Source organism: Streptomyces sp. NPDC058525 (assembly GCF_042719495.1).
Taxonomy (GTDB): Bacteria; Actinomycetota; Actinomycetes; order Streptomycetales; family Streptomycetaceae; genus Streptomyces.
Window position 1 is genome coordinate 14,821 of the sequence record NZ_JBHXNP010000045.1, and the last position, 16,576, is coordinate 31,396.

The 16,576-nt window shown below is 68.3% G+C and carries 19 protein-coding genes and 2 pseudogenes; 11 read left to right on the plus strand and 10 right to left on the minus strand.

What is annotated here, in order from left to right:
• Positions 1 to 187: 187 nt before the first annotated feature.
• Positions 188 to 625, minus strand: a complete 438-nt coding sequence (locus tag ACFWP3_RS21375) for a MarR family winged helix-turn-helix transcriptional regulator (protein ID WP_384223322.1) — start codon at positions 623 to 625, stop codon at positions 188 to 190.
• Between the two features lie 86 nt (positions 626 to 711).
• Here ACFWP3_RS21375 and ACFWP3_RS21380 point away from each other — a divergent pair, with 86 nt between their 5' ends.
• From ACFWP3_RS21380 to ACFWP3_RS21410, 7 genes are all read left to right on the plus strand, one after another.
• Positions 712 to 1,755: an SMP-30/gluconolactonase/LRE family protein gene (locus tag ACFWP3_RS21380; protein ID WP_384223325.1), complete on the plus strand. Its 1,044-nt coding sequence runs from the start codon at positions 712 to 714 to the stop codon at positions 1,753 to 1,755.
• Positions 1,756 to 1,840: 85 nt separating this feature from the next.
• A complete protein-coding gene (locus tag ACFWP3_RS21385; protein ID WP_384223459.1) occupies positions 1,841 to 2,098 on the plus strand; it encodes a type II toxin-antitoxin system Phd/YefM family antitoxin in 258 nt (85 codons plus the stop codon).
• A complete protein-coding gene (locus ACFWP3_RS21390; protein WP_384223327.1) occupies positions 2,091 to 2,354 on the plus strand; it encodes a type II toxin-antitoxin system RelE/ParE family toxin in 264 nt (87 codons plus the stop codon). Before ACFWP3_RS21385 ends, ACFWP3_RS21390 begins: the two co-directional genes overlap by 8 nt.
• Positions 2,355 to 2,663: 309 nt before the next feature.
• Positions 2,664 to 3,245 carry a Uma2 family endonuclease gene (locus ACFWP3_RS21395; RefSeq protein ID WP_384223330.1) on the plus strand — a complete coding sequence of 194 codons (582 nt, stop codon included), beginning with the start codon at positions 2,664 to 2,666 and terminating at the stop codon, positions 3,243 to 3,245.
• 319 nt (positions 3,246 to 3,564) lie between these two features.
• A complete protein-coding gene (locus ACFWP3_RS21400; protein WP_384223333.1) occupies positions 3,565 to 3,945 on the plus strand; it encodes a CPCC family cysteine-rich protein in 381 nt (126 codons plus the stop codon).
• Positions 3,942 to 4,673: a HEAT repeat domain-containing protein gene (locus ACFWP3_RS21405; protein WP_384223336.1), complete on the plus strand. Its 732-nt coding sequence runs from the start codon at positions 3,942 to 3,944 to the stop codon at positions 4,671 to 4,673. Before ACFWP3_RS21400 ends, ACFWP3_RS21405 begins: the two co-directional genes overlap by 4 nt.
• A 3-nt stretch (positions 4,674 to 4,676) precedes the next feature.
• Positions 4,677 to 5,201 (plus strand): DUF6000 family protein, encoded by a 525-nt coding sequence (locus ACFWP3_RS21410; protein ID WP_384223339.1) that lies wholly within the window; start codon positions 4,677 to 4,679, stop codon positions 5,199 to 5,201.
• Positions 5,202 to 5,323: 122 nt separating this feature from the next.
• On the opposite strand, the gene ACFWP3_RS21415 is transcribed toward ACFWP3_RS21410, so the two are convergent.
• On the minus strand, positions 5,324 to 5,860 hold the full coding sequence (locus tag ACFWP3_RS21415; protein ID WP_384223342.1) for a CbrC family protein: 537 nt from the start codon (positions 5,858 to 5,860) through the stop codon (positions 5,324 to 5,326).
• A 64-nt stretch (positions 5,861 to 5,924) separates the two neighbouring features.
• On the minus strand, positions 5,925 to 6,281 hold the full coding sequence (locus ACFWP3_RS21420; RefSeq protein WP_384223345.1) for a hypothetical protein: 357 nt from the start codon (positions 6,279 to 6,281) through the stop codon (positions 5,925 to 5,927).
• 95 nt (positions 6,282 to 6,376) lie between these two features.
• On the opposite strand from ACFWP3_RS21420, the gene ACFWP3_RS21425 reads away from it, so the two are divergent.
• Positions 6,377 to 6,823, plus strand: coding sequence for a hypothetical protein (locus ACFWP3_RS21425; RefSeq protein ID WP_384223348.1), 447 nt, complete (start codon positions 6,377 to 6,379; stop codon positions 6,821 to 6,823).
• Positions 6,824 to 7,109: 286 nt separating this feature from the next.
• Here ACFWP3_RS21425 and ACFWP3_RS21430 read toward each other — a convergent pair whose 3' ends face one another.
• Complete coding sequence (locus ACFWP3_RS21430) at positions 7,110 to 7,331, minus strand: hypothetical protein (protein WP_384223351.1); 222 nt, start codon at positions 7,329 to 7,331, stop codon at positions 7,110 to 7,112.
• 101 nt (positions 7,332 to 7,432) lie between these two features.
• Between ACFWP3_RS21430 and ACFWP3_RS21435 the strand changes: the two genes are divergently transcribed.
• A complete protein-coding gene (locus ACFWP3_RS21435) occupies positions 7,433 to 10,198 on the plus strand; it encodes a ParA family protein (RefSeq protein WP_384223354.1) in 2,766 nt (921 codons plus the stop codon).
• 95 nt (positions 10,199 to 10,293) lie between these two features.
• On the opposite strand, the gene ACFWP3_RS21440 is transcribed toward ACFWP3_RS21435, so the two are convergent.
• The 3 genes and pseudogenes from ACFWP3_RS21440 to ACFWP3_RS21450 form a co-directional block, all read right to left on the minus strand.
• A complete protein-coding gene (locus ACFWP3_RS21440; protein ID WP_384223356.1) occupies positions 10,294 to 10,830 on the minus strand; it encodes an NUDIX domain-containing protein in 537 nt (178 codons plus the stop codon).
• A 1-nt stretch (position 10,831) separates the two neighbouring features.
• Positions 10,832 to 11,814 (minus strand): annotated as a pseudogene (locus ACFWP3_RS21445) (tetratricopeptide repeat protein); the annotation flags it as partial.
• A gap of 129 nt (positions 11,815 to 11,943) precedes the next feature.
• A pseudogene (locus tag ACFWP3_RS21450) lies at positions 11,944 to 12,324 on the minus strand (DUF3631 domain-containing protein); the annotation flags it as partial.
• A gap of 116 nt (positions 12,325 to 12,440) precedes the next feature.
• On the opposite strand from ACFWP3_RS21450, the gene ACFWP3_RS21455 reads away from it, so the two are divergent.
• Positions 12,441 to 12,812 carry a tyrosine-type recombinase/integrase gene (locus tag ACFWP3_RS21455; RefSeq protein ID WP_384223359.1) on the plus strand — a complete coding sequence of 124 codons (372 nt, stop codon included), beginning with the start codon at positions 12,441 to 12,443 and terminating at the stop codon, positions 12,810 to 12,812.
• A 120-nt stretch (positions 12,813 to 12,932) separates the two neighbouring features.
• Here the strand turns inward: ACFWP3_RS21455 and ychF are convergent, their stop codons facing one another.
• Positions 12,933 to 14,021: a redox-regulated ATPase YchF gene (ychF, locus tag ACFWP3_RS21460; protein ID WP_384223362.1), complete on the minus strand. Its 1,089-nt coding sequence runs from the start codon at positions 14,019 to 14,021 to the stop codon at positions 12,933 to 12,935.
• Positions 14,022 to 14,156: 135 nt separating this feature from the next.
• Here ychF and ACFWP3_RS21465 point away from each other — a divergent pair, with 135 nt between their 5' ends.
• The gene (locus tag ACFWP3_RS21465; RefSeq protein ID WP_384223365.1) at positions 14,157 to 14,675 is read left to right on the plus strand and encodes a DUF6542 domain-containing protein; all 519 of its coding nucleotides are present in this window, start codon (positions 14,157 to 14,159) and stop codon (positions 14,673 to 14,675) included.
• Positions 14,676 to 14,753: 78 nt separating this feature from the next.
• Here ACFWP3_RS21465 and ppgK read toward each other — a convergent pair whose 3' ends face one another.
• On the minus strand, positions 14,754 to 15,503 hold the full coding sequence (gene ppgK, locus ACFWP3_RS21470) for a polyphosphate--glucose phosphotransferase (RefSeq protein ID WP_384223368.1): 750 nt from the start codon (positions 15,501 to 15,503) through the stop codon (positions 14,754 to 14,756).
• Positions 15,504 to 15,524: 21 nt separating this feature from the next.
• Positions 15,525 to 16,517: a 4-hydroxy-3-methylbut-2-enyl diphosphate reductase gene (locus ACFWP3_RS21475; RefSeq protein ID WP_384223371.1), complete on the minus strand. Its 993-nt coding sequence runs from the start codon at positions 16,515 to 16,517 to the stop codon at positions 15,525 to 15,527.
• Positions 16,518 to 16,576 lie beyond the last annotated feature (59 nt).

The following is a 16,576-nucleotide window of genomic DNA, read 5'->3' on the forward strand; positions in this document are numbered from 1 at the left end:
TCGCTCCGAACGGTCTTGAGTGGCCCGAGGGCCGAGGGCAGATCGGCTGGGCACGACTGGGCACCGCACCCATTGGTCCTGATGTACGAATCCCCAGCGCAGTTCCAAATCCGAGCAAAAAACTCCTCGGAGGCCCGGCGGATCCGCACCAGAACGGGCGGATCCGCGTACCGCCCCGGGCGGCCGGCTAACGCTGGGTGCCGAGCACCTCCGCGCACCGGCCCAGCAGCCGGATGAGCTGCTCCCGCTCCTCCCCGGTGAACGCGGCGGCCAGCGCCCGCTCGACCCGCACCGCACCGGAATCGGCCAGCTCCAGCGCCGCCCGCCCCGCGTCGGTGAGCCGGGTCTCCAGCACGTTGCGGTGCCACTCGTGCGGGGTCCGCTCGATGAGCGCGCGCTCCTGGAGGTTCTTCAGCACGGTGTTCATGGTCGGCGGGGTGACCCCGCACAGCCGTGCGAGCGCGGCGGCGGAAATACCGGGCTTCTCGGCCAGCCAGAGCAGCGCGGCGTACTGCGGAACCGTTACTGCGGCCGGCTTGCACGCGGCGTTCTTCGCCGCGAGAAGCGCCTGCTCGGCGCGCTTGAGGTGCGAGCCGATGCGCTCCTCGGGGGCCATGGAGGTCATGCCCGCATCCTACGGCCCGCGCCCCTTGCAGACATTAGAGCTCTAACATACATTCGCCCACACCCAACGAATAGAGGACGACACCCATGAGGCTCCTGCCCCCAGCCCTGACGACCCTGACGACCCTGACGACCGCCCTGCTCACCACCGCGGCCGCGACCCTCACCCTGGGCGCGGCCCCCACCCCCACCACGGACGCGCGCACATCCCCCACATCCCCCACATCCCCCACATCCCGCATATCCCGCATATCGACGGCGTTCTCCATACCCGGCGCGAAGGTCTACCCGGAGGGCATCGCCTCCGACGCCCGCACCCGCACCGTCTACGTCGGCTCGTACGCGGACGGCACCGTCTACCGGGCCCGCCCCGGCCGGTCCGAGGCCGAGGTCTTCCTGCCCGCCGGGACCGACGGCCGCCGCACGGCGAACGGACTGCGCGTCGACGCGCGGGGCCGCCTGTGGGTGACGGACTCCACCACCGGGGTCGCCGTCTACGACACCGAGACCGGGGCCCGGCTGGCGCACTTCGAGGTGGCGGGCGACGCGCCCCGCTTCGTCAACGACCTGACGATCACCCCGGACGGCACGGCGTACCTCACGGACAGCATCCGCGGAGTCCTGTACCGCGTGACCCCCGCCCAACTGGCCGCCGGCAGCGGCCCCCTCACCGAGGCCCACGACCTCTCCCCGGCCCTGCGCCCCCGCCCGGCCCGGGCGTACAGCCTCAACGGCATCACCTCGGACCGGACGGGCCGCTACCTGCTCACGGTCGACATGGTCGCGGGCGACCTCTACCGCGTGGACCTCCGCAGCGGCGCCATCCGCCGGGTCACCCTCACCGGCGCCGACCTCAAGGCCGCCGACGGCCTCGACCTCGCCCCCGACGGCACCCTGCGCGTCGCGCACAACACGACCAACACCCTGACCCGCTGGCAGCTCACCCACGACGGCACCCGCGCCCGCCTGCTGCGCACGCTCACGGACCCGTCCCTCCAGATCCCCACGACCCTCACCCACACCGGCGCCCGCACCCTGGTGGTCCGCTCCCAATTCGACAAGGGCGGCCCCCTCTCCCCGAACGAGGGCACCCCCACCCCCTTCACCATCGCCTCGGTCAGCGGCCTGTAGCCCGGCCGTCCGCCCGCCCCAGCGACGCGTTGTGTACACATGGGACACATGGGACACTCGGTACGCTTGGGCGCATGACCAGCCGCTGCCCATAGAGTCCATCCGCGATGTGCGCGCCCACCTGGCGGAGGTCGTGGAGCGCGCAGACCGCGACGACGTGCCCACCGTGATCACGCGCCGCGGCAAGGAAGTCGCCGCCGTCGTCTCCATCGAGGTGCTGCGCAAGTACCAGGAGTGGGAAGAGCGCGAGATCAACCGGATCATCGACGAGCGCATGGCCAACCCGGCGCCCGGCATCCCCATCGAGGACATCATGAGGGAGACGCTGGCGCGCGGTGAATGAGTACCGAACCGCCTTCCGTCCCGAGGCACAGGCCGAGCTTCGGAAGATCCCCCGCGACATGGCGCTGCGCATCCTGGCCAAGCTGACCGAGCTGGAGAGCGACCCTCTCGGCTTCAACACCACCGCACTCGTGTCCCAGCCTGAGCGGCGCCGCCTGCGCGTCGGCGACTACCGCGTCGCCTACACGCTCGACAACGGGGAACTGGCGGTCTGGGCCGTGCACGCCGGACACCACTCCCCGGTCTATGACGCGTAGGCGCTCCAGCCCTGCGGACGAGCAGCGACGACCCGGGGATACGAGGTCTGATGTCGACGACGACGTACGGCTCCGCCTGCTCGCGTCGCGCCTTCTCCGTGAGGCGTTGTCTTGGGCAACTGCTCTCGCCTGACGCCGGTTGTAGACGAGAGCCGCCACGGAGATGACCGCCGTAGCGACCTGGACCGATGAGTCGCTCATGGCCGGATGCCAGGCGCGTGGCCGGTCATGGCGCGGCAAGTTGCCGAAAACCACCGGACCGGGTTCATTGGCTCTCCGGCTTGAGCGGCGGCCCGCTACCGTGAAGCCATGACCGCACTGCCCGACTGGATGCGCCCGCCGCGCGCGGAAGGCTGGTTCGCGGAGGACCTCGACCGCCTCCCCGAGGCACCCCGCCACACCGAGCTGATCGACGGAGCCCTCGTCTTCATGATGTCGCCCCAGCGGTCCTGGCATGGCCGCCTCGTCACCGCCCTGACCACCACGCTCATGGCGCAGGCACCGGCCGGATTCGAGGTCGAGCGGGAGATGACGATCCGCCTCGATGCCCGCAACCGCCCCGAGCCGGACCTCTTGCTGACGGACCTGCCCTACGACCCCGACCGCACCTGGTACGCCCCGGAGAACGTGAAGCTCGTCGTGGAGGCGGTGTCACCCGAGTCCGCCCATCGCGATCGCACAGTAAAGCTCCGCAAGTACGCGGAGGCCGGCATCCCGCACTACTGGTGCATCGAGGACGAGAACGGCGCACCCGTAGTCCACGTCTACGAGCTCGACGAACCCACCGGCGCCTACGCGCCCGCCGGGATCTTCCGGGGCACCCTCCAGCGCCCGGTGCCCTTCGAGGTCAGCCTGGATCTCGACAAGCTCACACCGCCCCGAAGCGGCTGAGAAGTCAGCACCAAGTCAGCACGGGAACGCAGAAGGGGTCGGACTCGCCAGAGTCCGACCCCTTCTGAACTGCACGCTTGACGAAACTATCCAACATGCAGTAATGAAGCGATTACACGTTGAAGCGGAATGTCTGCGGCCCGATCCTGACCTGCGACGGAGCCCCCTCCAGGGCCCTGACCTGGGATTTCCCAGTTGGCATGCGTTGGCTCCCGACGGCCGTTTACGAGCGTCCCGCGGACTGGCTGCGGACTGGCCGGGCCTGCGGAGGCCGAGAAATCCATGGCGCACCGGCCGGACCTGCAACGAGACTGCGCAGGTGAGCGACCGCTACCCCTGTCCCTGCTGCGGGCACCGCATGCTCGACGCCATGCCCGGCTCCTACGAGATCTGCCCCGTCTGCTTCTGGGAGGACGACGGGGTCCAGTTCCGCTGGCCGACCATGGACGGCGGAGCGAACAAGGTCTCCCTGATCGAGGCGCAGCGGAACTACCAGGACTTCGGCGCCTGCGACCAGCATGGCCGCCAGTACGTCCGCCCGCCGGCCGCGGACGAGCCGATCGACCCCGCCTGGCGCCCCATCGACCTGACGCGCGACTCCTTCGAGGACTGGGACGCGGACGAACGCGCCCCGTGGCCCGACGACCGCTCGGTGCTCTGCTGGTGGCTCCCCACTTTCTGGCGCCGGGAGCATCCATGACCACCCACATCGAGAGACTCATCCAGCAGCTCGATGACTCGACCGGACCGTCGTACGATGCCCGCGCAGAACTGATCGACATCGGCTCCGACGCCATCCCCGACATCATCGACGGACTGCCCTCCCTCGGCGGCTTCGGGCAGCTGACCGCTATCGAGGTCTTCGAAGAGGTGGCGGACCCACGCTGCGGCCCCGCTCTGATCGCCCTCCTGGGCAGCGAGGACTCCACCGTCCGCGAATGGGCGGCGATGGCCCTGGCGAGCCTGAAGAGCGAGGGCGCGGTCGAGCCAGTGCGCCGCGCCTATCGCGCTTGCCTGGAACGGGCGACGCCACCGGACTGGAGCGAGCCGGACGGCATCCGCTGGGCCCTGACGGAACTCGGTGCCCGCAACCCTGTCGTCCCGCCGCTCACCGTGCGCCTACGCGCCATCGCTGCGGACGACGCCCCTGGCTGGCCCTCGGCCAACTTCACCGAGATCATCAACGACCTGGCCGACCACGCCCAGGTGATCCTCTACTCCCAGTTCTGGCAGGTGGACGCCGGCCGCACGTACGGCGTCTCCGGCCCCAGCCTGGACTGGGAACTCAACTGGACCGCGCCCTGGGAGCACCTGGTCGAAGAGTCCCGCACCTGGTCTCTGCTGGAAGCCTCCGAAGCCCCCGCCGGCGACAACATCTTCGTCGCCCCCACCTGGATCGACCGTACCGACCTGTACCCAGAGAGGTGACCGATGCCGTTCCAGCACCCCGAGGAGATCGACTACGGCTACGTGATCGAGCGCTACGCGGCAAGGAAGGACTCAGGCCACGCGCGCTACCTCGTCCTGAAAAGTGGTCGATTCCTGCGGCCCGAGTGGCCTCACGCCGAATATTTCGCCCGTCACCTCATCGACGACTCGGCCACGATCACCGATGCCGAGCTGGAGGCCCTTCTCGGCTACGAGTGGCGCTCACGCCTCACCGCCGCCTGGCTGATCGGCGTAGGCCGACGCGCCACGTTCCGTGAACGCATCGGCGACCTGCTCCTGGCCAGCGAGTTCTGCTTCTCCGGCAGCGCCTACTGCTTCGCCCTGGCCCGCTTCGGCACCCACGCAGACGCCGAGATCCTCACCGCCTACCTCGACCGCTACCTCCCCCGCACCGACCTCCGCTACGACCAGCCCGCAGCCCTCGGCGCCCTCCTCCACCTCGACGCCCACCTCGGCACCCACCACGCGGACCGCTTCACGGAGCCAGACGGTCTCTGGGACCGGTAGGTCCAGGCCCTCGCACACCTCCAGGGCTCCCCCTACTTCACCCCCGCCGAACAGCGCCGCTTGACCGACCTCCACTGCGACTTCGCCAACAGCTGGACTCAGCCGTAGCCGCCCGACTGCGGCTACGTGAAGTCCGAGTAGGCCATGTACCGCCCGCAGGTGCGGCACATGAAGAGGTAGCCGGTGGGCTGGCCATCCTTGTCCAAGGCACCGAGAAGCCTCTCCACTGCGTCAGCAGACCACCCCCACGCGCTGGCCTCGCTGCGCAGCGCCTCCAGGGCATCGGGGAACGAGGCCAGCTCGGCGGCCCCGACAACCCCCAGGAACGCCGCCCCATCACCGCAGTGAAAGAACCACCGCGGGTCCTGCCAGGACGAGAAACCCGGCGTACGCGCGTCGACGGACATCACGACCTCAAGCGGGACATCGTCCCCGACCGGGTCACCGATGAAGTGCGCGTCGTACTTCGCAGCCGCGCTGCCGTCCGCAATGCACCATGGGCACAGCAGGCGGGAAAGTTCCTCGACCGCGTACACCGGGCCGGTATAGACGTACCCCCGCGCCCACCCGCAGCAGACGCACGTCGTGCCGGACGCAACAACCGCCCCGGTCGCCAAGGGGTCGGGGTGGTAGGGAAAGCCGGGCAATTCCTCGGACATGTCGATCACGCTACCCGCGCACAGGGAGGTCGTGCCGGACTGAACCCGCCCTCGATCCGAAGGGTCACGGCCGCAGGAGCCGAGCCTGCGGGTCGTAGCAAACGAGCCCCATCGATGCCGCGAGATCGGCAGCGTAGGCCGAAGCCTCCTCGGCCATGCTGTAGCGCATCGGGAAGTAGATGAACGGCCCGCACGCCTCGCCGATCAACGGCCCCGTCGACCATGGAGACGTGTCCTCCTCGTCCTCCGTGAGGTCCACCCATCTCGCCAGCAGCCGGGCGACGTACTCGGCGATACGTGGGGACGGCGGAAACTCTTCGGCCGTGTCGATGTATCGGTCGTACAGCTGGGTGCAGACCTTGCCCGCGATCACATCGTCGCGAGGTCTGTCGCCTTCCCACACCGCCAGGTCATAGCTCATGGCCGCACACTGCCACGGCCCACTGACAGCACCCTCCGGCTTCGCGCCACCACTCGGCGGAACCCTCTGTCCGACGACGCTGTTACGTTCCGCCCATGACCGCATCAGACGCTCTGCTCCGCCGGATCGAGCAGAACCCATCTCTGGCCGCCTCGCTCGTCTGTCCCGGCGACTTCGACATCGACCGCCGGGACCCCATAGACGACCTGGTCCTTTTCACGGGAGCACCGCTGCACCCGATAGCTGGCTGCGGCGCCGGCGACACGTACTACCTGTGGGGGGAACCTGGGGCCGAGGAAAGGCCCGTGCTGTACGCCGACTCCGAGGGCCGCGCCACTCTGATCGGCGCTGACCTCGTCGAGGCCGTGACGCTCATCGTCGTGCTGCCCTTCTGGCGCGACGTGGCGAACGGCTCGCGATCAGCGAGCTGCGATCGGAGCTCCGCGCCGACGACCCCGACTTCGACGCCGAGCGCGACCGACTCCTGTACGCCCTCGGGCTCGCCCCCACCTCCGAAGAGGAAGCTGCTGCCCGACTGTTGACCGTCTCGGCACGAACGGCCCCGAACTACGTACCGTCCGTTCCGGACGACGAACACCGCCATACGAGCTCCTCCTCGGAGACGGCGTCGGATAGCGACGCATCCCCCTTTGGTCGGGATAGCAGCAGTCTCAGTTCGCTGCGACGCAATCCGACGGGCCGGCTCCGGTAGCTCCTTCCGCGCCCTAAGCTGCTCGCATGGGAGTAGAGGTAGGGGTGGGGGACCTGGTCCGGAGCTACGCAGGGCTCCGCAACAGTGCCGCCGGACAAGATGACTCCGCAGCGCGCCTACTGCAGTTCTACAGCGTGGAATGCGGTCTGAAGGCGGCGATCCTCGGCAAGAACGGAACGAATGCCCAGAGCACTGCGGACCTGCCCCCTGAGCTGCGGACACACGATCTGAGGGCCCTCGCCAAGGCGCTCAACCTCAGCGCCGAGACAATAGGCCAGTTGGCTGGCTGCCGTCGTCGACACGACGAACGGAACAGAGTGGAACAGCATCAGCTCCACGAGGCTTGGCGCTATGGCGCCGCGCTGCATGGGGATGACGAGAAAGCTGCGGATGCCGCGTTGAGCAGTCTCAGCGAATGGTGTCGAAGGGAGCACAAGCGGTGACCGTCAAGGAGAGCCTTCCGGCTCCGAGCCACCTCTACACGTGGGTGGATGTCGACGAGCATTTCGCCAAGCTCGCATCACGGGGCGAGTGGGAGCCCTGGCTGCTCGAGGTCGATGCCTATTGGGACAGTGTCGAGTTCACCGTAGCCGAGGGCACAGACCCCGAAGCTGTGTGGGCCTGGCTTGCCAGTCGGCTCGGCCCCCTGACTGTAGACCCCGGGCGCCAAGCGATTCTCCTGGAATCCCTTGAGAGTGATCGCCACGAGGACGCCCTTGAGGTCCACCTTCGCTCAGCGACAGAACTCACCGAGGTGACCAGGCAGCCCCGCTGGAGCGAGCGGCGTGTCGTCCGGCAACTAGCGGAGGGCCTACCCGCACCAGATTCCGAGTCGTTCCCAAACGGTGTACGTATCTGCGCCTTCCACTCCTTCACGGGTGGAGTAGGTCGCACGCTGCACTGCGTCGCACTGGCCCGTGAGCTGGCTGAGCGGGGCGCCGAAGCCGTAGGGGGAGGTCGGCGCGTGCTCTTGGTCGATGCTGACCTTGAAGCGCCAGGCATCAGCTGGATGGTCGCCGCCCAGGGAAGCCGACTAGATTTCGCGCTGGACGACTTCCTCGCGCTGCTGCACGGTTCTGCAGGCAGCGACCGCGGCCGAGCTATCGCAATGGCCCGAAAGTTCCTGCTCAACCAAGAACAGGACGGCGTCATCGTCCTGCCCACCACCCGGGACACCGCGCGGGTCGGGCCTCCCCGAATCCAGCCGGTGGACCTGCTCACGCACAGCAGGCCGCCGTACATCCTGACCGAAGCACTGGCGGAACTTGCCCACTCTGTAGGGGCAGACACTGTGCTGATCGACCTGAGGGCTGGCACCAGCGAGCTCAGCGCGCCAATCCTTCTCGACCCTCGAGTGCACCGGGTATTTGTAACCACCATCAGCGACCAGTCAGTCCAGGGCACAACGAATCTGCTGCGTCATTTGGCCCATCGTGCCCCATCTCGCCGATCGACCGATCCAGCTTGCGCTGTGCTGCTCACTCAGTTTCAAGAAAAGGAACACAGCACAGAGTTGTCAGAAGCGGCGGCAACGCTGATGGAGGCAGTCGCCCGAACCATCACTTCGCCAACCGACGAGTCTGGAGAGGGTGGTGATGCAACCACGGTCGACCGTGATGTGGCATCCGAGCCCCTCAGCAGCCCATTTCTTTCTCCTTTGCTTGCGCTTCCCCGAGGCTGGGCCGACGTCTGCGAGAGAATCGAGCGAACCACGCTGCGATCCGTGGTATCCGGACTCGCAGACGCCCTTAGCCCCCTCGAGCTGACCGAATCGGAATCAGCCCTGCCGGGCCTTCGCGACGACCCTCAAGGCACCCGCGAGGCTCTGGCGAAGCTGGCCCGGAGTCTTACGTATGCCGAGACGACGCAGGTCCAGGAAGACTTCCTACCGACCGAAGCTCTCGTGAACCTGGTTTCGACCCACAGAACCGAGGCACCAGTCGAAATCATTGTTGGGGCCAAGGGGTCTGGAAAGACCTTCACGTATCTCCGCATGTGCCGACAAGGAACCTGGGACGCCTTCGCCAGGGCCGCCGGAGTGGAAGGCGTTGAACTGCGCGCCCCGCTAGTGCCCGTTATGGCTTCACAGAATCTCGCCGATGAACTACGCGCTGAAGTTGAAGAAGTACAGAAGGCTTCCGCAAATGATCTGACCGAAGGCGAACCTGCAAGTTTCTTGTCACTCCGCGATCTCGTCACCGATGCACTCGACACGGACATGAATGAGGTGGGATGGCGCCGGGTCTGGTTGACGTGTTTGGCACGAGCAGCCGGCCTGAGTGCCACGCCCGAGACCGCAGAGTCGGCACTCACGGACCTCGCACGAAACAAGCGAGCGATCTTCGTGATCGACGGGCTCGAAGACCTGTTCCAGGACTTCAGCAGCAACCTCCAACAGCAGCGCGCACTGAGGGCGCTGCTCACCGGCTGCCCCGAATGGCTTCGCTCACTTCGCGGGCGCCCACTGGGCCTGGTGGTGTTCGTACGGCGCGACCTCGTCTTGAACTCCGTGACGCAAAACGCCCAGCAGTTTCTTGAACGGCATCGCGCCTATGAGCTCCGCTGGAACCGCACCGAAGCGCTTCGCCTGGTGGCCTGGGTCGGCGAACGGGCCAGAGTCCTTACCCGAGACGAATCTGTCAGCATCCGCTCAGCTGGAACCAAAACACTCTCTCGGCTTCTCGTCCAGGTGTGGGGCCAGAAACTTGGGTCGGATCGCTCTCGAGAGGCACGGTCCGAAGAGTGGTTCCTCGCTGCCCTTTCCGATTTCAATCTGCAGACTCAAGCACGAGACATCGTCTACTTCCTGGCCGAGGCCGCTAGCGACTCAGCAGGTGACGAAAAAGCTGGACGATGGTCAGATCGCCTACTGACTCCTTCTGCGATGCGCAGGGCGCTGCCTCAGTCAAGCAGCGAGAAGATCTCCGCGATGGAGCTGGAAAACGTACCAGTCGGAACCGTCTTCAGGCATCTGCGGGCATTGCCAGAGGAGATCCGCAAGGTGCCCTTCACGCTCGAGTCCGTGGAGCTGGATTCCGCGCAGGCTCGCCTACTCGAGGCAAACGGTGTCCTCTTCAGGGAGAACGACCAATACTGGATCCCTGAGATCTATCGGTATGGGCTCGGATTTGGAGTAAGTAATGTCGGCCGCCCGAGGGTGGTCTCAATCACCAAGCTCATCCGTGATAGGGGCGACATGATCTGAGCCCAGTCCCCCTGCGGGCGAGACACTGCCCATGCGCCTACTGGTCCCTCTGACGCCGAGCCTGGCCAACGGAATCCAATAGAGCAACGTGATGCTCATGCGGTTGACCAGCCATCCAGGGACACCTCGGCGCCACTGGTCAGGTAGTGGTGGAGCGCGCTGGCGGTGGTGTCGACGAAGGCTTTGGGGATCGCATTGGCGTCGACCCAGCGCACCTGGGAGTGCTTTCGGGGTTCGCGGTTCTCGGGTTCGCCCGTCCATTCGTGGGTGGCGAAGACGACCGTGAGGAAGCCGTTGGGGGCCTCGACACCCCAGGCGCCGTGGATGATGTGGGCGACTTTGAGCGACTCGGGCTTCACGGTGAGGCCCGTCTCCTCGTAGAGCTCGCGAACCGCGGTTGCGGTGATGGGTTCGCCCGGTTCGCTCTTGCCGACGGGGAGGTCCCACATGCCCTGGGCGAACTTGGCGTTCTCGCTGCGCTGGAGGAGGACCACGCGGTTGGTGGCCCCGTCGTGGACGATGACGGCCGCGACCAGCAGCGTCATCGAGTCGAGCGCCGGCTTGAAGGCTTGGGAGCGGTCGTCGGTCTGCTGAGCCACGGGGTTCCCTTCGTCGAGCGGGTTGTTGGGCATGTTAGGCGAGGGCCTCGCGGGCGCGGCGGGCGAGATCGGCGGCGCCGGGGACGCGGCGGCGCTGGTAGACCGCGAGGGTGAAGCGGATCGAGGAGATTGCCTGGCGGGTGCGGTCGGAGGTCATGCCCTCCATGAGGGCCAGAGCCTGGGTCCAGGCGGCGACCGCTTCATCGGCACGGGCCTGGCCTGGGCGGCGAGGCTGTCGCCCAAGTCGGCGTGTGTGAGGGCGTGGACGCGTTTGTACTTCTGCGGGTCCCAGCGGGTGAGTGCGTCGCGGTGCTGCTGTTCCGTGCCGATGTGGTCGGCGAGATCGGTGAGCGTGCGGGCGGTGTGGCTGGCCACGGTGCCGGCTGCGGGGCCGCTGACGCGGGAGAAGCTGGGCTGGGGCCCGTCCTCGCGTAGGAGGGCATCTTCGGCGGCGAGGAGGGCGCGTGCCGCTGAGGGGTTCTCGCCGACGGCTGCGTAGGCGCGGGCGTGGGTGATGTGGAGGAGGGCTTCGGTCTGGCCGTCGACGTGGCCGAGGCCGCGGGTGAGGGCGCCTTCGACGAGGTCGACGCAGTGGTGGGGTTGCTTGCGGCTGAGGGCCTGGTGGGCGAGGGCGCGCATCATCCAGGCAGCGTGGCCGTGGGGGTCGGCCTCGCAGGCGAGCTGGTAGCCGACCTGGTAGTAGCGCTGGGCGGCGCCCTCGTGGCCGAGGTCGTGGTGTTTCCACCCGGCGAGGTAGGCGAGTTCGGCAACGGCGCCGAAGGCGGCTTGGCGTAGGGGTTCGGAGGGGAAGCGTCCGCGCAGCATGGGGGCTGCGGTGTCGGCGAGGTAGGCGGTGACGGTGGTCAGGCCGTGGCCGCCGCCGAGGCGTTCGTCGGCGGCGCTGAAGGCCGCGGTGATCTGCCGTACGACGTCGATGTCGTCGCTGCCGACGAGGGAGCGGGCGGTGCGGGCGCGGAGCATGCGGGAGGTGGCTTCGTGGTCGTGCATTAGCGGCACATCAGTGGTGCGGCTCGGGCAGTCTTGATCGAGTCCCGTCTTAGCCCCAGTTGCCGTCTCGGCTACACGCCTCTGACCTGCGGTGCGACGGCAGGGACGGCACGGACAGCAACCGGGGTGGGCAAGGTCTCAGCCCTCGATGGAGGCAGGGTTGGCGTCGACGGGGTGGACACGAGGGCAGTACCGACGCCAGGCATCGAGGAACTTGTTGCGGGTGTAGCCCTTGCGCTGGGTCTTGTCCGCGAGGAGGACGTTGCCCGAGCTGATGCCGTACTCGCGCAGCAGGGAACCGAGTTCGCGGGCCGTCAGGCCGCTGCGTCCCCAATCCGCCCAGGGGCCTTCGACGTCACCGCGCAGGGCGCTGAGGATCTCGTCGGTGGTCAGGCTCTCCGGCTCGCGCTGGGCGAAGAAGATGCGGCGGATGTCGGCGAGGATGCGCGCGCCACCAGGGTTGTCCTCCTCGGCCTGAACCTCATCGGCGACCATCTGCGCACAAGCGGCGCGAGCCAGGCCTGCTGCAGGCGACCGTCTCGGTAGAGCAGCAGATCCGGCAGACGGCCAAGCACGGCGTGTACGTCGGGCCGCCGAAGACCGCCCGCTCGCACCGAACGGTTCCACTCCCCCGCGTGGCGGTGGATGCGATGAGGGCCCACCTGCGGGACTTCCCCGCCGATGGGCCCGAAAGCTGGATCTTCACGGCGCCGCAAGGCGGACCCGTGGTCTACACACACTTCATGGACGGGTCCTGGCGGCCTGCCTGCGCGAAGGCCGGCACAGCCAAGGGCACTGGCCCCCACGCCCTCCGGCACCACTACGCCAGCCTGCTGATCAAGCACGGCGAGTCGGTGAAGACCGTCTCCGAGCACCTCGGCCACACCAATGCGGCCATGACGCTGAACATCTACACCCACCTGTGGCCCGACTCCGAGGAGCGGACCCGGGCTGCTGTCGACAAAGCGTACGCGGACCGCCCTGCGGGACGGCGAAGCGCCAGCTAACGAAGCGGCGTAGCCGCTCCCCCGGCTGCGGACTCATCCAGCACGCTGCGGATTCTGTGCGGACAGCAAAGGCCGCCCAACCCGCTCCGTCGCAGGTCAGACGGCCTTTCGCCGGACGTATTAGACGTTGAAGCGGAACTCCACCACGTCGCCGTCCTGCATGACGTAGTCCTTGCCCTCCATGCGGGCCTTGCCCTTCGCGCGGGCCTCGGTGACCGAGCCGCATTCGACCAGGTCCGCGAAGGAGATGACCTCGGCCTTGATGAAGCCGCGCTGGAAGTCCGTGTGGATGACGCCGGCGGCCTCGGGGGCGGTGGCGCCCTGCTTGATGGTCCAGGCGCGGGTTTCCTTCGGGCCGGCCGTCAGGTAGGTCTGCAGGCCCAGGGTGGCGAAGCCGACGCGGCCGAGGGTGGCCAGGCCGGGCTCGTCCTGGCCGACGGACTGGAGGAGCTCGAGGGCCTCCTCGTCGTCCAGCTCGGAGAGGTCCTGCTCCAGCTTGGCGTTGAGGAAGATGGCCTCGGCCGGGGCGACCAGGGCCGACTGCTCGGCCTTGAAGGCGTCGTCCGTCAGCTCGTCCTCGTCGACGTTGAAGACGTAGAGGAAGGGCTTCGTGGTGAGCAGGTGGAGCTCGTGGAGGAGGTCGCCCTGCTCCGTGCCCTTCGTAATGCCGTGGGAGAAGAGGGTGTCGCCCGCTTCGAGGATCTTCTGGGCCTTCTCGACCGCCGCCAGGACCGCGACCTTGTCCTTCTGGAGGCGGGACTCCTTCGTCAGGCGCGGCACCGCCTTCTCGATGGACTGGAGGTCGGCGAGGATCAGCTCGGTGTTGATCGTCTCGATGTCGTCCTTCGGCGAGACCTTGCCGTCGACGTGTACGACGTTCTCGTCCTTGAAGGCACGGATGACCTGGCAGATCGCGTCCGACTCGCGGATGTTCGCCAGGAACTTGTTGCCCAGGCCCTCACCCTCCGAGGCGCCGCGGACGATGCCCGCGATGTCGACGAAGTCGACCGTGGCGGGGAGGACCTTCGCCGAGCCGAAGATGCCCGCGAGGACGGCCAGGCGCGGGTCCGGGACGCCGACGACGCCGACGTTCGGCTCGATGGTGGCGAACGGGTAGTTGGCCGCCAGCACGTCGTTCTTGGTCAGGGCGTTGAACAGGGTCGACTTGCCGACATTCGGCAGGCCGACGATTCCGATCGTGAGCGACACGTTGGCGACTTCCCGTAGCTGGAGGGGGCGGCGGCCCGGGAGTGGGCCACCGGACAGTTTACTTTCCGATGAGCGGCAGTCGTTGTACGCGTGTCCCCACACGGATACCGCGCTCGCCCCGCCTAGCGTGGAGCCGTGGAGCAATACAGGACGCGACCGGCACCTCACCCGCAGCGACCCCCGGCCCAGCGCCGCGGCCCGCGCCCCGCGGCCCTGCCCGCGCAGGGCGGCGGCCCGCAGCCCCCGTACCGGCGGCGGACGCCCCGGCCGCGGCTGACCGGGCTCGGCGGCGGGCTCTTCGCCTGCGCCGGGATGCTGCTGGCCGGCGGGATCTGCTGGCTGCTGTTCGGTTCCTCGCTCTTCGTCTACGGGCTGCTCTTCCTGCCCGTCGCGGCCGCCACCGCCCTGTGGGTGCGCCCCGCCGACCTGATCACGGCCCCGATCACCGTGCCGATCGCCTTCGCCGCCGGAGTGTGGCCCATCTCGGGCGGCTCCGGCGGCTTCGGCGGGCAGCTGATGGGGCTGGTGTCCGCCCTGTCCCTGCACGCGGGCTGGCTGTACGCGGGGACCCTGGTCGCCGCCCTGATCGCCGTCGTGCGCAAGGCCGTGCTCATCGGCAGGCGGCGCATGCCCCGGCGCGTCGCCCAGGGCTGAGCCGGCCCCAGGGCCCACCCCAGGGCCCGCCCCAGGGCCCACCCCAGGGCCCACCCCAGGGCCCGCCCCGCCCCCGCCCTAGGCCGGAGCCGAGCCCCGTGCCGCCATCGCCGCTCCCACGATGCCCGCGTTGTTCTGGAGCTTCGCCGGAACGATCTCGGCCCGGATGCCCTCGATCAGCGGCAGGAACTTCTCCGGCTTGCGGCTGACGCCGCCGCCGATGATGAAGAGGTCCGGGGAGAAGAGCATCTCCACGTGGGCCAGGTACTTCTGGACCCGGTGCGCCCAGTGCGGCCAGGTGAGGTCCGCGTCCTCCTTGGCCTTCACCGACGCCCGCGTCTCCGCGTCGTGGCCCTTCAGCTCCAGGTGGCCGAGCTCCGTGTTCGGCACCAGCCGCCCGTCCGTGAACACGGCGCTCCCGATGCCCGTGCCCAGGGTGAGCAGGATGACCGTGCCGTCGTGCCCGCGCCCGGCCCCGTACGTCATCTCCGCGACCCCCGCCGCGTCCGCGTCGTTGAGGACCGTGACCGGCAGGCCGCCCAGCTCGCGCGAGAGCAGGGCCGCCGCGTCGGCGCCGATCCAGCCCTTGTCCATGTTGGCGGCCGAACGGGTGACTCCGGTCGTGACCACCCCCGGGAAGGTGACCCCGACCGGGCCCGACCAGGAGAAGGCCCGGACCACCTCCGCGACGCAGCCGGCCACCCCGTCGGGGGTGGCCGGCTGCGGTGTCAGTACCTTGTGGCGCTCCTGCGCCAGCTCGCCGCGGTCCAAGTCGACGGGAGCGCCTTTGATCCCGGAACCGCCGATGTCCACACCCATGATCTGCATGGACATACCGTACGAAAGGAGTTACTTGTCGGCGACCAGTTCGGCCGCTTCGGCGCGCAGGTCGCGGCGCAGTTCCTTCGGGAGGGAGAAGACGATGGACTCCTCCGCGGTCTTGACGATCTCGACGTCCGCGTAGCCGCGCTCCGACAGCCATTCGAGCACCTGGTCGACGAGGACCTCCGGCACCGAGGCGCCCGAGGTCAGGCCGACCGTGGTGACGCCCTCCAGCCAGGCCTCGTCGATCTCGCTCGCGAAGTCGACCAGGTGGGCGGCGCGGGCGCCCGCGTCGAGCGCGACCTCGACCAGCCGGATCGAGTTCGAGGAGTTCTTCGAGCCGACGACGATGACCAGGTCCGAGTCGGCGCCCATGACCTTGACCGCGGCCTGCCGGTTGGAGGTGGCGTAGCAGATGTCGTCGCTGGGCGGGGAGACGAGGAGCGGGAACTTCTGCTTCAGCGCGTCGACCGTCTCCATGGTCTCGTCGACCGAAAGGGTGGTCTGCGAGAGCCAGACGACCTTGGACTCGTCGCGCACCTCGACCTTGGCGACGTCGTCCGGGCCGTCCACGATCGTGATGTGCTCCGGGGCCTCGCCGGAGGTGCCGATGACCTCCTCGTGGCCCTCATGGCCGATGAGGAGGATGTCGAAGTCCTCGTTGGCGTACCGGATGGCTTCCTTGTGCACCTTGGTGACCAGCGGGCAGGTCGCGTCGATCGTCGCGAGCTTGCCGCGGGCCGCCTCCTCGTGCACCACCGGCGCCACGCCGTGCGCCGAGAACATCACGATGGAGCCCTCGGGGACCTCCTCCGTCCGCTCGACGAAGATGGCGCCCTTCTTCTCCAGCGTCTGGACGACGTACTTGTTGTGCACGATCTCGTGGCGGACGTAGACCGGCGCACCGTACTGCTCGAGAGCCTTCTCGACAGCGATCACGGCTCGGTCCACGCCCGCGCAGTAGCCGCGAGGGGCGGCGAGCAGGACACGGCGGGAAGCGGGAGCAGTCATGGGCTCCATCGTACGGGGGTCTCCAGGAGGCCGGGCGTCGCCCGTTCGGCAGAGACTGGGGCGAATGT

Bases quoted from the DNA above. Each gene is read 5' to 3' on its own strand.
- ACFWP3_RS21375 (WP_384223322.1), bottom strand. From the start codon at position 625: ATGACCTCCATGGCCCCCGAGGAGCGCATCGGCTCGCACCTCAAGCGC.
- ACFWP3_RS21380 (WP_384223325.1), top strand. From the start codon at position 712: ATGAGGCTCCTGCCCCCAGCCCTGACGACCCTGACGACCCTGACGACC.
- ACFWP3_RS21395 (WP_384223330.1), top strand. From the start codon at position 2,664: ATGACCGCACTGCCCGACTGGATGCGCCCGCCGCGCGCGGAAGGCTGG.
- ACFWP3_RS21405 (WP_384223336.1), top strand. From the start codon at position 3,942: ATGACCACCCACATCGAGAGACTCATCCAGCAGCTCGATGACTCGACC.
- ACFWP3_RS21410 (WP_384223339.1), top strand. From the start codon at position 4,677: ATGCCGTTCCAGCACCCCGAGGAGATCGACTACGGCTACGTGATCGAG.
- ACFWP3_RS21415 (WP_384223342.1), bottom strand. From the start codon at position 5,860: ATGTCCGAGGAATTGCCCGGCTTTCCCTACCACCCCGACCCCTTGGCG.
- ACFWP3_RS21420 (WP_384223345.1), bottom strand. From the start codon at position 6,281: ATGAGCTATGACCTGGCGGTGTGGGAAGGCGACAGACCTCGCGACGAT.
- ACFWP3_RS21425 (WP_384223348.1), top strand. From the start codon at position 6,377: ATGACCGCATCAGACGCTCTGCTCCGCCGGATCGAGCAGAACCCATCT.
- ACFWP3_RS21440 (WP_384223356.1), bottom strand. From the start codon at position 10,830: ATGCCCAACAACCCGCTCGACGAAGGGAACCCCGTGGCTCAGCAGACC.
- ppgK (WP_384223368.1), bottom strand. From the start codon at position 15,503: ATGCAGATCATGGGTGTGGACATCGGCGGTTCCGGGATCAAAGGCGCT.
- ACFWP3_RS21475 (WP_384223371.1), bottom strand. From the start codon at position 16,517: ATGGAGCCCATGACTGCTCCCGCTTCCCGCCGTGTCCTGCTCGCCGCC.